Annotated in this window: 10 protein-coding genes; 7 read left to right on the forward strand and 3 right to left on the reverse strand. The window is 64.7% G+C overall.

The features are described from left to right. Positions 1 to 27 precede the first annotated feature (27 nt). Positions 28 to 1,521 (reverse strand): MFS transporter, encoded by a 1,494-nt coding sequence (locus FHS47_RS11755; protein ID WP_167027390.1) that lies wholly within the window; start codon positions 1,519 to 1,521, stop codon positions 28 to 30. 252 nt (positions 1,522 to 1,773) lie between these two features. On the opposite strand from FHS47_RS11755, the gene FHS47_RS11760 reads away from it, so the two are divergent. From FHS47_RS11760 to FHS47_RS11775, 4 genes are all read left to right on the forward strand, one after another. Continuing rightward, on the forward strand, positions 1,774 to 2,787 hold the full coding sequence (locus FHS47_RS11760) for a LacI family DNA-binding transcriptional regulator (RefSeq protein ID WP_167027393.1): 1,014 nt from the start codon (positions 1,774 to 1,776) through the stop codon (positions 2,785 to 2,787). A 160-nt stretch (positions 2,788 to 2,947) separates the two neighbouring features. Beyond that, positions 2,948 to 5,479, forward strand: a complete 2,532-nt coding sequence (locus tag FHS47_RS11765; RefSeq protein WP_208381921.1) for a glycoside hydrolase family 3 protein — start codon at positions 2,948 to 2,950, stop codon at positions 5,477 to 5,479. 289 nt (positions 5,480 to 5,768) lie between these two features. Next, positions 5,769 to 8,198, forward strand: a complete 2,430-nt coding sequence (locus tag FHS47_RS11770; protein ID WP_167027396.1) for a TonB-dependent receptor — start codon at positions 5,769 to 5,771, stop codon at positions 8,196 to 8,198. Between the two features lie 172 nt (positions 8,199 to 8,370). After that, entirely contained in the window at positions 8,371 to 9,966 is a 1,596-nt protein-coding gene (locus tag FHS47_RS11775) for a tryptophan halogenase family protein (RefSeq protein ID WP_167027399.1), read from the forward strand. On the opposite strand, the gene FHS47_RS11780 is transcribed toward FHS47_RS11775, so the two are convergent. Continuing rightward, on the reverse strand, positions 9,933 to 10,865 hold the full coding sequence (locus FHS47_RS11780; RefSeq protein ID WP_167027402.1) for a LysR family transcriptional regulator: 933 nt from the start codon (positions 10,863 to 10,865) through the stop codon (positions 9,933 to 9,935). The two genes, FHS47_RS11775 and FHS47_RS11780, sit on opposite strands and share 34 nt — an antisense overlap. Positions 10,866 to 10,962: 97 nt before the next feature. Here FHS47_RS11780 and FHS47_RS11785 point away from each other — a divergent pair, with 97 nt between their 5' ends. Next, on the forward strand, positions 10,963 to 11,175 hold the full coding sequence (locus FHS47_RS11785; RefSeq protein WP_167027405.1) for a 4-oxalocrotonate tautomerase family protein: 213 nt from the start codon (positions 10,963 to 10,965) through the stop codon (positions 11,173 to 11,175). 23 nt (positions 11,176 to 11,198) lie between these two features. Here FHS47_RS11785 and FHS47_RS11790 read toward each other — a convergent pair whose 3' ends face one another. Beyond that, complete coding sequence (locus FHS47_RS11790; protein ID WP_167027408.1) at positions 11,199 to 12,416, reverse strand: PQQ-dependent sugar dehydrogenase; 1,218 nt, start codon at positions 12,414 to 12,416, stop codon at positions 11,199 to 11,201. A 122-nt stretch (positions 12,417 to 12,538) separates the two neighbouring features. Between FHS47_RS11790 and FHS47_RS11795 the strand changes: the two genes are divergently transcribed. Next, complete coding sequence (locus FHS47_RS11795; protein WP_167027411.1) at positions 12,539 to 12,901, forward strand: metalloregulator ArsR/SmtB family transcription factor; 363 nt, start codon at positions 12,539 to 12,541, stop codon at positions 12,899 to 12,901. Then, positions 12,879 to 13,379, forward strand: coding sequence for an SRPBCC family protein (locus FHS47_RS11800; protein WP_208381922.1), 501 nt, complete (start codon positions 12,879 to 12,881; stop codon positions 13,377 to 13,379). Before FHS47_RS11795 ends, FHS47_RS11800 begins: the two co-directional genes overlap by 23 nt. Positions 13,380 to 13,406: the final 27 nt, after the last annotated feature.

Genomic DNA, 13,406 nt, shown 5'->3' on the forward strand with positions numbered 1-13,406 from the left:
CGCCGAAGGATGGGTGACTTTGGGGTTTTATGCAACTTTGTGGAATTTGCTCCGGAGCCGGGCGCGGGGATCGGGAACGTACAGCGTGCACAGGCCGGCGATGAAGAGACTGGCCCCGCCCAGCCCGAGCGCCGCGATCGGCTGGCCGTGGAAGCACACGCGCAGCAGCAGGCCGAGAATGCTGGCGGCAAGCACCTGCGGAATCACGATGAAGAAATTGAAGATGCCCATGTAGACGCCCATTTTCGTCGTGGGCAGATGATCCGAAAGCATCGCGTAGGGCAGCGACAGGATCGACGCCCACGCGAACCCCACACCCACCATGGACAGGAGAAGCCAGCGCGGGTCGCGGATATACAGGAACGAGAGCAACCCTGCGCCGCCCAGGCAAAGGTTGATCATGTGGCTGGACCTCAGTCCCCAATGGCGCACCATCAACGGGACGACCACCGCGGCCAGGGCACCGAATCCGTTGTACGCGGCGAACAACACGCCCACCCAGTTGGCTCCTTCGTTATAGGCCGACGAGCCGGTATCGGCGGCGGCGTACATCGTCTGCGTTACCCCGGCCGTGGTGTAGATCCACATCGCGAACAGGGCGAACCAGGAGAACAGCTGCACACCCGCCAGACGGCGCATGGATACAGGCATGCCGTAGAGATCGCCCATCACTTCGCGCAGCATGCCCTTGCTGCGGGTGCGACTGAGCCAGGTGAGCAGGAGACCGAACACGATCAAGCCGCCGCCCAGAAGGTAAACCTCCTTTTCGAGCGCGAAGTGCCTTATCGCGAAGATCACGCCGATGCCCGCCAACAGCAGCAGCGAGCCCGGCCGTCCGGCGCGCGACACGTCCGCCGATGGGCCTTCGGGTACGTTGTCGGTGAACGATCGCAGCTGCGTCGGCGGGTATTCCCGTGTGGTGAGCATGGTCCAGAGCACCGCACCCAGCAGTACGGCACCGCCGCCGTAGAACGCGTACTTCACCGTATCCGGGATGCCTCCGTCCGGCGCCACGTTGGCGACGCCGAAGTGCGCCAGCACCCAGGGCAGGATGGACGCGACCACGGCACCCGCACCGATGAAGAAGCTCTGCATGGCGAAGCCGGCAGGCCCCTGCCGCGTGGGGAGTTGATCGCCCACCAGGGCGCGGAACGGCTCCATCGACACGTTGATCGACGCGTCCAGGATCCACAGCAGGCCGGCGGCGATCCAAAGTGCCGGCGCGTTGGGCATCCACAACAGTGCCAGCGAGGCGAACACCGCGCCGGCCAGGAAATACGGACGGCGCCGGCCCAGCCGGTTCCACGTGCGGTCGGAATAGTGGCCGACAATCGGCTGCACGATCAGTCCTGTCAGCGGCGCGGCGATCCACAGGGCGGGAATGTCGTTCACATCCGCACCCAGTGTCTGGAAGATGCGGCTGACATTGGCGTTCTGCAGGGCCAGGCCGAACTGGAGGCCGAGGAAGCCGAAACACATGTTCCATATCTGCCAGAACGAAAGGGGGGATCGCTCCCTCATCGGCGCCCGGCCTTCATGTCGGCGACGGCATGCCGTGCGCGTACGCCTGTGAACAGCGTACTCGGCATGTGCGCAGTGAGCCTGCGCCTCGATTCTTGCGGGTCATGGTTTCCTCCTCCGACGACAGTTATGTCATGGGCTCGCGCGTCCCGCATGCTGCGACCGCAGCATTCGCGGCCGCGATCACGCTTGTAAACGGTACGCTTCCGGCGGCATAGTCGATCGACAGCGCGATCGAAAAACGGAGAGTCCATGCGGGTACGCCTCGAAGATGTGGCGCGCGCAGCGAACGTGTCGCCCAAGACCGTCTCGCGCGTGCTGAATGACGAGGCCAACGTGACGGAGGCCACGCGCCAACGCGTGCGCGCGGCCATGGAGGCCATGGACTATCGCCCGCATCCCTCCGCGCGCAGCCTCGCCGGGAACCGTTCATTCCTGGTGGCGATGCTCTACGACAACAACGACAACCCGTCGTCTACCTATCTGGCGGAGATCCAGGACGGCGTGCTCGAGGCCTGCGACGCGCATCGCTACAGCATGATGGTGCGTCCGCTCCGCATGCGGGACGGCGACTTCATCCGCCGCTTCGACGCGTTGATATCCGATCACCATCCGGACGGCGTGGTGCTCACTCCGCCCCTCACCGACTACGCACCGCTGCTGAAGCGGTTGCGCGAGCGCAACGTACCGTATGCCAGCGTGTCGCCGCTGCGGAAGGGCAAGACCCTGGGCGTGACGATGGACGAGCAGCAGGCCGCCCGCGCCATCGTGGACCACCTGCTGGCCCTGGGACACCGGCGCATCGCGCATGTGATCGGCATCGCCAATCACGGCGCCAGCCGCTGGCGCCTCGCAGGTTATCGCGACGCGATGGCCGCCGCGGGCATCCCTGAGGACCCGGCGCTGGTGGTGCAGGGCGCCTTTACCTTCGCCTCCGGCGTGGCCGCGGCACGGCAACTCTTGTCATTGCCGACGCGCCCGACGGCGGTTTTCGCCGCCAACGACGACATGGCCACCGGCGTGATGTGGGCGGCGGGCGAGTACGGCTTAAAGGTGCCCCAGGACCTGTCGGTCTGCGGGTTCGACGACACGCCGCTGTCCCGCCAGCTCTGGCCGGCTCTCACCACGGTGCAACAGCCGAGCCGCGAGATGGGCAAGATGGCCGCCGAGCAACTGCTCGGCGAGTTGCGCAACCACGGCAGCGGCCGCCTGGTACAGGTTCCCTTCTCCCTGCAGATCCGCGGTTCTACGGCGGCAGCGCCCTGAGAGTGCATGTCCGGCGCGACACGCCTTCATGCTGCATAGCAAATTGACAGCGCTGTCATTCCTGCCAGTATGCGCCCCGTGAAGCGCGCCGCCGGCGTGCAGCCAGGAGGGTTCAGTGCCGTTGCCGCAGCGATCCAGCGTGTTCTTGCGAAGCCTTTCCGTGGCCCTGACCCTTGCCGGTGCCTTGCCGATGACCTCGTCCGTCCAGGCAGCCGATGCTGCCGTCGCGCACCCGGAAACATGGCCCTCCGCGAAGTCGCCGCTGCCGGCCGACCCCCAGCTCGAAGCACGGGTGCGCGCATTGCTCGCGCAGATGTCGGTGGAAGAAAAGGTCGGCCAGATGATCCAGGCCGACATCCAATACGTCACGCCCGACGACGTGCGTCAGTACCGGCTCGGGTCCGTTCTCGCGGGAGGCAATTCGAAACCGCCCGGGCATCCGTTCCCGGTGGCCTCGCAGTGGCAGGCGTTGGCGGACGAGTTCTACCGCGCGTCCATGGACACCTCCCGCGGCGGCAAGGCGATCCCGGTGTTGTTCGGTATCGACGCCGTGCATGGCCACAACAATCTGGTCGGCGGCACGCTGTTCCCGCAGAACTCCGCGCTGGGTGCTGCGCGCGATCCGCAGCTGATCCATGACATAGGCGTTGCGACCGCGCAGGAACTTCGTGCCAGCGGCATCGGCTGGACGTTCGCGCCCACGCTCACCGTGCCGCAGAACGGGCGTTGGGGCCGCGCGTACGAAGGTTACTCGCAGGATCCGTCTTTGGTGGCCCGCTACGCCGCCGCCGTGGTGAGCGGATTGCAGGGCAATGCGCGCACCGCGGAATTCCTGGATGCCAGTCATGTGATCGCGACCGCCAAGCATTTCCTCGGCGACGGCGGCACGGAAAACGGCAAGGACCAGGGCGATGCCCGTATCGGCGAGGCCGCCTTGCGCGACATCCATGGCGCGGGCTACGTCCCCGCGATCGAGGCAGGCGTGCAGGTGGTGATGGTCTCGTTCTCCAGCTGGAACGGGGTGAAGATGGCGGGCAACCGTTCTCTCGTCACCGGTGTGCTGAAAGAACGCATGGGCTTCGACGGCATCGTTCTTGGCGACTGGAACGCGCATGGCCAGGTGCCCGGCTGCACGAACGAGGATTGTCCCGTGGCATACAACGCGGGGCTGGACATGTTGGAAGCACCCGATTCCTGGAAGGGGCTGTACACCAACACGCTCGCGGAAGTAAAAGCCGGCGTGATTCCGATGAGCCGGGTCGACGATGCGGTGACGCGCATCCTGCGGGTGAAGATGCGCCTGGGCATGTTCGAGGCCGGTTTGCCGTCGTCCAATGCGCTGGCGGTGCGCTCCGCCGAAGTGGTCGGCAGTCCTGCGCATCGCGCGCTCGCCCGCCGCGCCGTTCGCGAGTCGCTGGTACTCCTGAAGAACAACCGCGCCGTGCTGCCGATCGATCCGCGCAAGCATCTGCTCGTCGCCGGCGACGGTGCCGACAATATCTCCAAGCAGAACGGGGGATGGACGCTGAGCTGGCAGGGCACGGGCCTTACCAACGCGAATTTCCCGGGCGCCACGTCCATCTGGGGTGGCATCCAGGTGCAGGTGAAGGCAGCCGGAGGCACCGCGGAGCTGTCACCGGAGGGCGACTACAAGCAGAAGCCCGACGTTGCCATCGTCGTGTTCGGCGAAGACCCTTACGCGGAGTTCCAGGGCGACCTTCCGAACCTGGCCTACCGTCCGGGGAACGATCACGATCTGGACCTGCTTCGCAAGCTGCGCGGGCAGGGCATTCCTGTGGTGGCGGTGTTCCTGACCGGTCGCCCGCTGTGGCTCAATCGCGAGATCAATGCGTCCGACGCGTTCGTCGTGGCGTGGTTGCCGGGAAGCGAGGGCGAAGGCATCGCCGATGTGCTCCTGCGCACTCCGGAAGGCCGGGTGGCGCATGATTTTCACGGGAAATTGGCTTACGCGTGGCCACGCAGCGCGGCGCAGATTCCAGTGGCGGCGGCTGCCCGGGGCGAGAAGCCGCAGTTTCCGTTCGGCTTCGGCCTGACGTACGCGGACCGCACGGATACGCCTGCATTGCCGGAAGATCCGGGGCTTGTGCTTAGCAACCAGCAATCCGGCGTTTACTTCACCCGTGGCAAGTCCGCGCGCGATGTCGCGGTGCGCCTGATCGGCGCCAACGGCGAAAGCGTGAATGTCGCTGCCGTGCCTGCCGCTACGGCGGACGGTAGCCTGCGGATCGGTGCGCTCGACTACAAGGCACAGGAAGATGCACGAAGCCTCAGCTGGAGCGGCAAGGATTCGGGAGCCGCACGCATCGAACTGGTGGCTACGGCGCCCATGGACGTGGACCGCGAAACCAATGGCGACGTGATGCTCGTGACCACCCTGAGAGTGGACGCGATCTCGGCCGGCGATACGTCGACCATCGGCATCGGGTGTGGCGCAGGCTGCGAAGGTCAGGTGTCCATCGGACAGCAGCTTTCCTCGTTGCCGAAGGGCCAGTGGCTGCGTGTCGGCATTCCGTTGAAGTGCTTCCGCGCCGCGGGTGCGGACATGAGCAAGGTCGACCGGCCGTTCGAATGGTCGAGCCGCGCGGGAGCAGCGATCGCCATCACGGACGTATCGCTGGGCACGGTCGCTGACCGCAAGCTGGCGTGTCCTCCGAAAACGGGTCAGCCGTAACCGCACAGATGTGAAGCACTACGCGTCTCGCCTGTTTGCTGCGCAGCAAAATGCCCGGCAGACAGGTGCGGCGTAGTCGAGGAAACCTGTATTTGAAGGGTGTGTATCGACGATGCCGCCGTGCTGCCATGCGGCAAGCATTCGTCGCCCCGGAGTTCTATGATCCAGTAATGACAGCGCTGTCATTCAAGGATCGATGACGTGCCGTTCGGGGAATAGGGGAAATCTTTGTCACGACCGATGCACGCGGCGGACAACACATAGTCAATCGATGGATGGGGAGAGCCAGATGAGTCTGCATCGCAACTTGTTGTACGTCGCCATATCGCTCGTGATCGCTCCGGGCACGCTGCTTGCCGCGGATCAGGAAACCACAGGGCAGGACGCCGCGTCGAAGAACCCGGCGACTGCCGAACGGAAGGTGCAGAACCTGGACGCCGTCTCGGTCACCGCGACCAAGCGCGAAACGCCTCTGCAGAAGACGCCGGTGGCTGTTACCGCGATCACGGTCGACACGCTCGACAGGGAGCGCGTGATGACGGTGCAGGACCTCACCAAGCTGGTTCCCGGCCTGCAAGGCACCTCGCAGGGCGATCATGGCGTGGTGACGCTGACTCTCCGCGGCATCGGCAATGACAGCGCCAAGACTGAATACGCCGACCCGGAAGTCGCCACCTTCGTCGACGGCGTTTATGCGCCGCGCGCCGAGGCTGCCTCCGGCCTGCTGCTCGACATGGAAGGCGTGGAAACGCTGCGTGGCCCGCAGGGCACGCTCTGGGGCCGCAATTCCACCGCGGGCGCCATCAGCTTCCAGACCGCCAAGCCGGACATCGGCGCGGGCTTCTACGGCAACGCGCAGGTGGAAGCGGGCAATTACAACCAGACAGGCGCGAGGGCGGCGTTCAATCTGCCCATCAGCGATACCTTCGCCATGCGCGTGGCAGCGGTGCACCAGCAGCACGACGGCTATGTCGATTATCAGAGGCCATCGGGCCAATTGCCCAGTGTGGCCCAGCAGCAACAGGCCTACCTCGCCTCCGGCGGCAACCCGGCCAACTTCAGGCCGATCGATCCCAGCTGGTACGTGCAGAACGGCGACAAGTACAACGCCCAGGATCAGTCCGCCGCGCGCATCAGCACGCTGTGGCAGCCGAGCGACGCCTTCAAGTGGAACCTTTCGTACGAGTACTTCGTCGATCGCGGCACGCCCAGCCTCAGCCTGATGCAGACCCCGCGCCAGGGCCAGGATTTCTGGTCCGCGCTGATCGATACCGCGCCGTACCTGCACCGTACGTCGAACACGGTGCGCAGCCGCATGGACTGGACGATCAACGACGGTGTGCAGCTGAGTTATATCGCCGGCTACAACAAATATTCCGGCAAGAGCGACTTCGACCAGGACGTGGGCGTCAGCGTACCGACCAGCTTCACCACCAACGGCGTCTACCAGGACGATCGCACCAACGATTCGAACTACAAGAACTGGAGCCAGGAAATCAACCTCAAGTCCGTGGGCGCGCAGACCGTGGACTGGATCCTCGGTGCGTACTACGGCTACGAAGACAACGACATCCGCTTCGACATCCCCATCATGAACGGCACGCGCTACGGTACCGTGAGTTGGCAGGGGTCCTTCATCCAGCCGAAGGAAACCGTGGAGTCGTATGCGGTGTTCGGTCAGGCCACGTGGCACTTGAGCGACCACTGGCGTTTGACGGGCGGCGCGCGCTGGTCGCACGACACCAAGGAGAACAAGGGCGGCATCAACTGGGGTTGGGCGTACGACCCGACCGTTCCCCAGGTACCCATTTCTCCGGATGTCTATCCCAACCCGTCGAACGGCTTCTCCATCTCGCAGCGGAACACCGCCCGCTACAGCAAGAGCAAGCCCACCTGGTTGCTGCGCCTGGATACCGACGTGAGCGAGAACGGCTTGCTCTATGCCAGCGTGTCCACCGGCTACAAGTCGGGCGGCACGCAGGACGCGGGCACGCTGTACAAGCCCGAGACGCTGACCAACTACGAAGTCGGCAGCAAGTTCACCTTCCTCGACGGCCACATGACGTGGAACTCGGCCGTCTACTACGAAGACTTCAAGAACTTCCAGCTCTCGGCACCCATCGTGTATCCCGACGGCAACCATGGCCTGGGCTTCTCCAATGTGGGTGGCAGCACCAAGGTGCTCGGTATCGAATCGGAGCTGGCGTATCAGGCCACCGACGATCGCTTCAACCTGATCTTCTCCGCCATTCCGAAGAAGGAACTGGGGCGGCTGGTGTATGCCGGTTCGAACGATTACCAGGGCCTGCCGGCGTGCCCGCCGGAGTCCAACCTCGCCAATTGCGCGGACGTGACCGGGAACGACCTGCCGCATGCGCCGAATGTGTCGCTCACCGGCATCTACGAGCACACCTTCCACCTTGCCAATGGCGGCCGCCTCACGCCACGCATCAGTGCGCAGTACCAGAGCTCCCAGTGGCTCAGCTACTTCAACCTGGGCTCCGGCGACCGGCAGAAGTCGTACACGCGCGGCGACGTGTCGTTGCGCTACAGCGAGCCGGGCGACAAGTGGTGGGTGAACGCTTACGTGCAGAACGTGTCCGACGGAAAGATCCGCACCAGCGCCGGTCGCTTCCTCATGTCCGACGGGTCGCTGCAGTACGTGTCGCAGTACCTCGCGCCGCGTACGTACGGCGTACAGCTGGGCGTCTGGTTCTGACCTTGATGCACGGCGGCTCCCATGATGCACCTGCCGCCTGAGGTTTGCCGTTCTCCCGGCGGCGCCCCGGAAGGGCGTCGCCATCTCTCCCAATGAATGGCGCTTGCCGGGCCCGCGTGGGGCGGCCCGGCAATTCTTTTTGATCATCGTTCGGCAGCGGCGGGGACACTCCATGGCGCGTCTGAAGAAAGTATTGATCGTGGGCGGCGGCACCGCCGGATGGCTGGCAGCGTGCTATCTGGCCAAGGCGGTCAACGCGGTCGACCCGCGGAGCGTGCAGGTGCATCTGGTGGAATCGCCCGACATCGGCCTGCTTGGTGTCGGGGAGGCCACGTTCCCCTCCATTCGCGGCACGCTGTCGGCCATTGGTCTCGACGAGCGCCGTTTCCTCGTCGGCGCCACGGCAACGTACAAGCAGGGCATCCACTATCGCCACTGGGTACGCCCACCCGGCGCACCCGGGCCGGACCATTTCTTCCATCCGTTCAACGTGCCCAGCCAACGTCCCGGTGGGCCGGAGCTGTTGCCGTACTGGTTGCTGGGCGCCGCTCCCGCGGGCATGCCGTTCGCCGACGCTGTGTCGATGCAGACCACCCTGGTCGATCACTCGCGCGCGCCCAAACGGGCAAGGGATGCGGACTACCAGGGGCCGATGAACCACGCGTTCCACTTCGATGCCGCCTGTTTCGCACGCGTGTTGGCGGAACATGGCCAGCAGGCGCTCGGTGTGGTGCGCCATGCGGCGACCGTGGAGCGCACGGAACTGGACGAGCATGGCGCCATCGCGCGGGTGGTGACGAAGGAGGAGGGCGCACTCACCGCCGATCTCTACGTGGACTGCACCGGCCTGCGCGGCGCCCTCATCGGCAACGCCATGCAGTCGCCGTTCCGCAGCCGCGCGGATGTGCTGTTCGCCGACCGCGCGGTGGCGATGCAGGTACCCTATGACACCCCCGACGCCCCGATTGCCTCGTACACGATTTCCACGGCCCAGGAGGCCGGGTGGATCTGGGACATCGGCCTGCAGAAGCGGCGTGGCGTGGGATACGTGTATTCGTCGCGGCACACCGACGACGAACGCGCCGAGGAGGTTTTCCGCTGCTACGTGGGCCCCGCGGGCGATGCCCTGAAGGCCATGCACATCAAGTTCGAAACGGGGTACCGTCCGGAGCACTGGCGCAAGAACTGCGTGGCAGTAGGCCTCGCAGGCGGCTTCGTGGAGCCGCTGGAATCCACCGGCATCGCCCTGGTGGAACTGGCAACCTATCTGCTCACGCACCTTCTACCCGCCGACACCGACGAGATGGAAGGCGCCGCGCGTCACTTCAACGAGATGATGGTGGCCCGTTACGATCGCATCATCGACTTCATCAAGATGCACTATTGCCTGAGCCAGCGCCGCGACTCGCGTTTCTGGATCGACAACACCGACCCTGCGAGCATCCCGGCAACCCTTCAGGACAAGCTCGAGAAGTGGAAGCATCGCCCGCCGCACCGGCTGGATTTCGTCAGCGATCTGGAGATGTTCATGACCTCCAGCTGGCAATACGTGTTGTACGGTATGGAGTTCAAGACCGATCTCGAACCCATGCGCAGCGCTTACCCGCACGTGGACGCTGCGCGCCATGAGTTCGCCATGATCCAGCAGGCCGCCCTTCGCGCGCTCGACGACTTGCCGGACCATCGGGCGCTTGTCGAGCAGCTGTGCGACGAGCACGCCCGGCGCGGCCAGGGTCATGCCGCCGGTGTTCTCCACGCCTCGGCCTGAACCACCGATTCGATGCACGCGCGCAGCCAGCGCTGTGCCGGATGCTTGTCGTTCCGCCGGTGCCAGATCATCACGTAGGGGCAGGGCGCCAGGTCGATCGGCGGCTGGCGGATCTTCAGATGATGTTTCCACCGGTCGTCGTCGACTACGCCGAGCATCAACGTCCCGACGAGGTCCGACGTTGCGATCAGCGCCGGTGCCGGATACATCTGCGTGACGGTGACGCTCAGTCGCCTCGACAGTCCCCTCCTGGCGAGCACGGTGTCGGTATGGCCGAAACGATCGCCCTCGGGCGAGACCAGCAAGTGGTCGAGCGATAGGTATGTGTCGAGATCGAGCGGGCGACCGGCCGCGGGATGGCCTTTCCGCATGACGCATACGAAGGGTTCTTCGAACAGGGGCTGCACGAATATCCGACCGGGCGCGCTCCTTGGCGGCACCCCGATCGCGATATCCGCCTCGCCGCTGTCGAGCAGTGTGATCGCTTCGTCCCTCGCGCCATAGGTAACGACGTGCAGCGCGATGGAAGGACTGCCGGTGCGAAGTCGTTCGATCAGGCGCGGCGCGACCTTGAAGGCGGCATGCTCCTGCATCGCGATGTTGAACGTGAGCGTCGACTCCCGCGGATCGAAGTCGTCCGTGATACGAAGTGTCTGCCTGATCTCGCGCAGCGCTCGTCCGATGGGCTTGGAAAGATCCATGGCCCGCTGGGTCGGCTGGAGACCCTCCTTTCCGCGGACGAACAGTTCGTCGTTGAAAAGGCTGCGCAAGCGGGCGAGCGCCGCGCTCATCGCCGGTTGCGTCCTGCCGATGCGCCTTGCCGCCTTGGTGACGCTGCGCTCCGTCATCAACGCATCGAAGGCCACCAGCAGGTTGAGGTCAAGCCCATGTAAATCCATGGAATTGATGTAATCACATATCCCTTATCGATGGAACGGCCGGGCATACTCGCCGCCGAGTCACCCCTCCCATCCCCGAAAACCAAGGAAAACTTCCATGCCGTTCGCCAACTTCAAGGTTCCCGAAGCCGCGCTCTCCCGCGCGCAGAAGGAAGAGATCGTTCACCGCACCACGGCCATGCTCGTCGAATATTTCTCGGAAGCCGCCCGGCCGCACACGATGGTCCTGATCGAAGAAGTGAAAGACGGAGGCTACGCCCGGGCCGATGAGGTATTCACCATTCCGGAAGCCTATCGCGCGAAGGATTGAGCGACAGGGCGTCTGTTTGCCCATTATTTCGGCAGAAGGTGGTACAGGCCGCCGGGTGAGCCGTCTTCAAGCATCCAGAGCGAACCGTCCGGCGCCTCTTCGATATCGCGGACGCGCTTGCCGACGCTCCACCGCTGAACCGCCGTGGCGCCGCCATTGTGGTCGAACGTGACGCGAACGATGCCCAGGCTCACAAGGCCGCTTAGCAGCGCGCTGCCATTCCAGTCCGGGAACAGCTTGCCCTTGTAGAACATGAGATTGCCCGGAGCGATCACCGGGCTCCAATAGATCACCGGCTTGACCAGGTCGGGACGCGTGTCGGGGCTGGGAATCGGTACGCCGTTGTAGTTGATGCCGTAGGAGACCAGCGGCCAGCCATAGTTCTTGCCGCGCTGGATCAGGTTCAGTTCGTCGCCACCGCGCGGGCCATGCTCGAGCTCCCACAAGCGGCCGTCCGGTGCGAAGGCGAGGCCGTAGGGCGTGCGGTGGCCGATGCTCCAGGTTTCCGCCGGCGTGCGGTTGGGGCCCTGGAACGTATAGGTGCTGACGACGGGCGCCGTTTTGGCCTTCTCGGTGTCGGCCGGCGGATCGATCAGCGGAATGGTGCTCGCGCCGACCTTGCCCGCCCAGGGGTTGCCGGGCGCCGGTTTGCCGTCGAGCGTCAGTCGAAGGATCTTGCCCACCGGCTGACTGGGGTCCTGCGCTGGCGTGAAGCGCTGGCGGTCGCCCAGTGTGAGGAAGAGATACTTGCCGTCCGGCGAAAAGGCGATCTGACCGCCGGGCTGGCCGCCCTTGCCCGAGGGTACCTGGCGCCACAGCACCTGGAAGCCCTCGAGCCGGGGCTTGTCGTCGAGCACCAGCCGCCCGCGACCCAGGGCCACCGCGCCGCCGTAATCGCCCGGCTCGACATAGGTGAGGTACACGTTGTGGTCGGTCGCGTAGTGAGGCGACAGGAACACGCCCAGCATGCCGTTCTGACCTTCGTAATAGCTCGCTGGTATGCCCCCGAGATCGGTCTTGGCGCCTTCCGGCGTCACGAGGGCGACGCGGCCGACCTTCTCGGTGACGAGCATGCGGCCATCGGGCAGGAACGCGATACGCCAGGGCACGTCGAAACTCGCCACCCTGGTGATGGTGAAGGGCAGGTCGGGTTCGGGCTTCTGCTCGCCCGCGTTGGTCTGGGCGTGGGCCACATTCGCGGCCAGAACCGCCAGTAATACCCCGTTTACCCGTTTCATCATGTCCGCGTCCCCGTCCGAGTGATTCGGCCATCTTAGCGTCGCCACCCCTCACGAGGCGTGACAGTTACTTTAGGTTTGGCGCTCGCTTGCAAACGGCGCATGTCGGGCATACAGTGAACCAAATGGTTCACTATCAAGCCTCGCTGGACGCAACCTTTGCCGCGCTTTCCGATGTCACCCGTCGGGGCGTGCTGGAGCAGCTTGGCGAATCGGAAGCCTCGGTGTCCGATCTCGCCCAACGGTTCCGGATGACCCTTACGGGCATGAAGAAGCACATCGGTGTGTTGGAGCAGGCTGGACTGGTGACGACGGAAAAGGTCGGGCGCGTCCGAACCTGCAAGCTCGGGCCGCGCCGCCTGGAAGAGGAGGCCGCCTGGATCGAACGGCACCGCCAACTCTGGAGTGCACGCTTCGACGCTTTGGACGAGATCGTCGAGCACTTGAAACGCAAGGAGAAGACAGATGCCCAACGAAAGAGAAGGTAATCCGGCCGCCATGAACCCGACCTCCGTGGAACGCAGATCCGAGCGCGAACTCGTCGTGACGCGAACATTCGACGCCCCTGTGCATATCGTTTTCGAAGCCTGGAGCACCCCCGACCTGTTCAAGCAATGGTGGGTTCCGAAGTCCACGGGCATGACGCTTGTATCGTGCGAGATGGATATCCGTACCGGCGGCACGTACCGACTCGTGTTTCGCCACCCGGCCTTCGACCAGCCGATGGCGTTCTTCGGCACGTACAAGGAAGTCACCGCGAACACGCGCATCGTCTGGACGAACGAAGAAAGCGAAGACGGCGCCGTAACCACCGTGACGTTCGAAGAGCGCGCCGGCAAGACGCAGGTCACGCTGCACGAGCTCTATCCCACCGAAGCGGCCCGCGACGAAGCCATCGCCGGTTCGGCGGAAGGGCTACCCGAGCAGTTTGCGCAACTGGACGAGTTGCTCGCCGCCAGGGCGTGACAACGGGATGTCGTCAAGTCCGTCGCC

Origin of the sequence: Luteibacter sp. SG786, assembly GCF_011759605.1 — a bacterium.
Taxonomy (GTDB): domain Bacteria; phylum Pseudomonadota; class Gammaproteobacteria; order Xanthomonadales; family Rhodanobacteraceae; genus Luteibacter.

Excerpts from the sequence above, each read along its gene's own strand:
- FHS47_RS11770 (WP_167027396.1), top strand. The coding sequence starts at position 5,769 with ATGAGTCTGCATCGCAACTTGTTGTACGTCGCCATATCGCTCGTGATC.
- FHS47_RS11800 (WP_208381922.1), top strand. The coding sequence starts at position 12,879 with ATGCCCAACGAAAGAGAAGGTAATCCGGCCGCCATGAACCCGACCTCC.
- FHS47_RS11795 (WP_167027411.1), top strand. The coding sequence starts at position 12,539 with ATGGTTCACTATCAAGCCTCGCTGGACGCAACCTTTGCCGCGCTTTCC.
- FHS47_RS11790 (WP_167027408.1), bottom strand. The coding sequence starts at position 12,416 with ATGATGAAACGGGTAAACGGGGTATTACTGGCGGTTCTGGCCGCGAAT.
- FHS47_RS11755 (WP_167027390.1), bottom strand. The coding sequence starts at position 1,521 with ATGAGGGAGCGATCCCCCCTTTCGTTCTGGCAGATATGGAACATGTGT.
- FHS47_RS11760 (WP_167027393.1), top strand. The coding sequence starts at position 1,774 with ATGCGGGTACGCCTCGAAGATGTGGCGCGCGCAGCGAACGTGTCGCCC.
- FHS47_RS11775 (WP_167027399.1), top strand. The coding sequence starts at position 8,371 with ATGGCGCGTCTGAAGAAAGTATTGATCGTGGGCGGCGGCACCGCCGGA.
- FHS47_RS11780 (WP_167027402.1), bottom strand. The coding sequence starts at position 10,865 with ATGGATTTACATGGGCTTGACCTCAACCTGCTGGTGGCCTTCGATGCG.
- FHS47_RS11785 (WP_167027405.1), top strand. The coding sequence starts at position 10,963 with ATGCCGTTCGCCAACTTCAAGGTTCCCGAAGCCGCGCTCTCCCGCGCG.